The organism is Vogesella mureinivorans (assembly GCF_007644035.1).
Lineage (GTDB): Bacteria > Pseudomonadota > Gammaproteobacteria > Burkholderiales > Chromobacteriaceae > Vogesella > Vogesella mureinivorans.
Window position 1 is genome coordinate 1 of sequence record NZ_VMTV02000321.1, and the last position, 294, is coordinate 294.

Here is a 294-nt window from a genome sequence, read left to right on the forward strand (position 1 = left end):
TAGACCTGGAACATGCCCATCTGCGCCCAGCGGAGCCCGAACGAATAACGCATGATGTCGTCCAGCTCCTCGACGGTACAGATGCCGTCCTTGATGAGCCAGAGCGCCTCGCGCCACATCGCCTCCAGCAGCCGGTCGCCAACAAAGGCCTCGATCTCCTTGCGGATGACCACCGGCTTCATGCCGATCCCGGCATAGTGTTCGCGCGCGAGCTCGATGGCCTCCGGCCAGGTCTGCTCGCCGCCGACAATCTCGACCAGCGGCAGCAGATAGACCGGATTGAACGGGTGCGCG

The 294-nt window shown here is 63.9% G+C and carries 1 protein-coding gene; it reads right to left on the reverse strand.

Going from position 1 to position 294, the window contains the following annotated elements:
- Positions 1 to 294 (reverse strand): 3-hydroxyacyl-CoA dehydrogenase family protein (locus tag FLQ44_RS10070; RefSeq protein ID WP_240801240.1); only part of this gene is annotated, 294 nt, incomplete at both ends.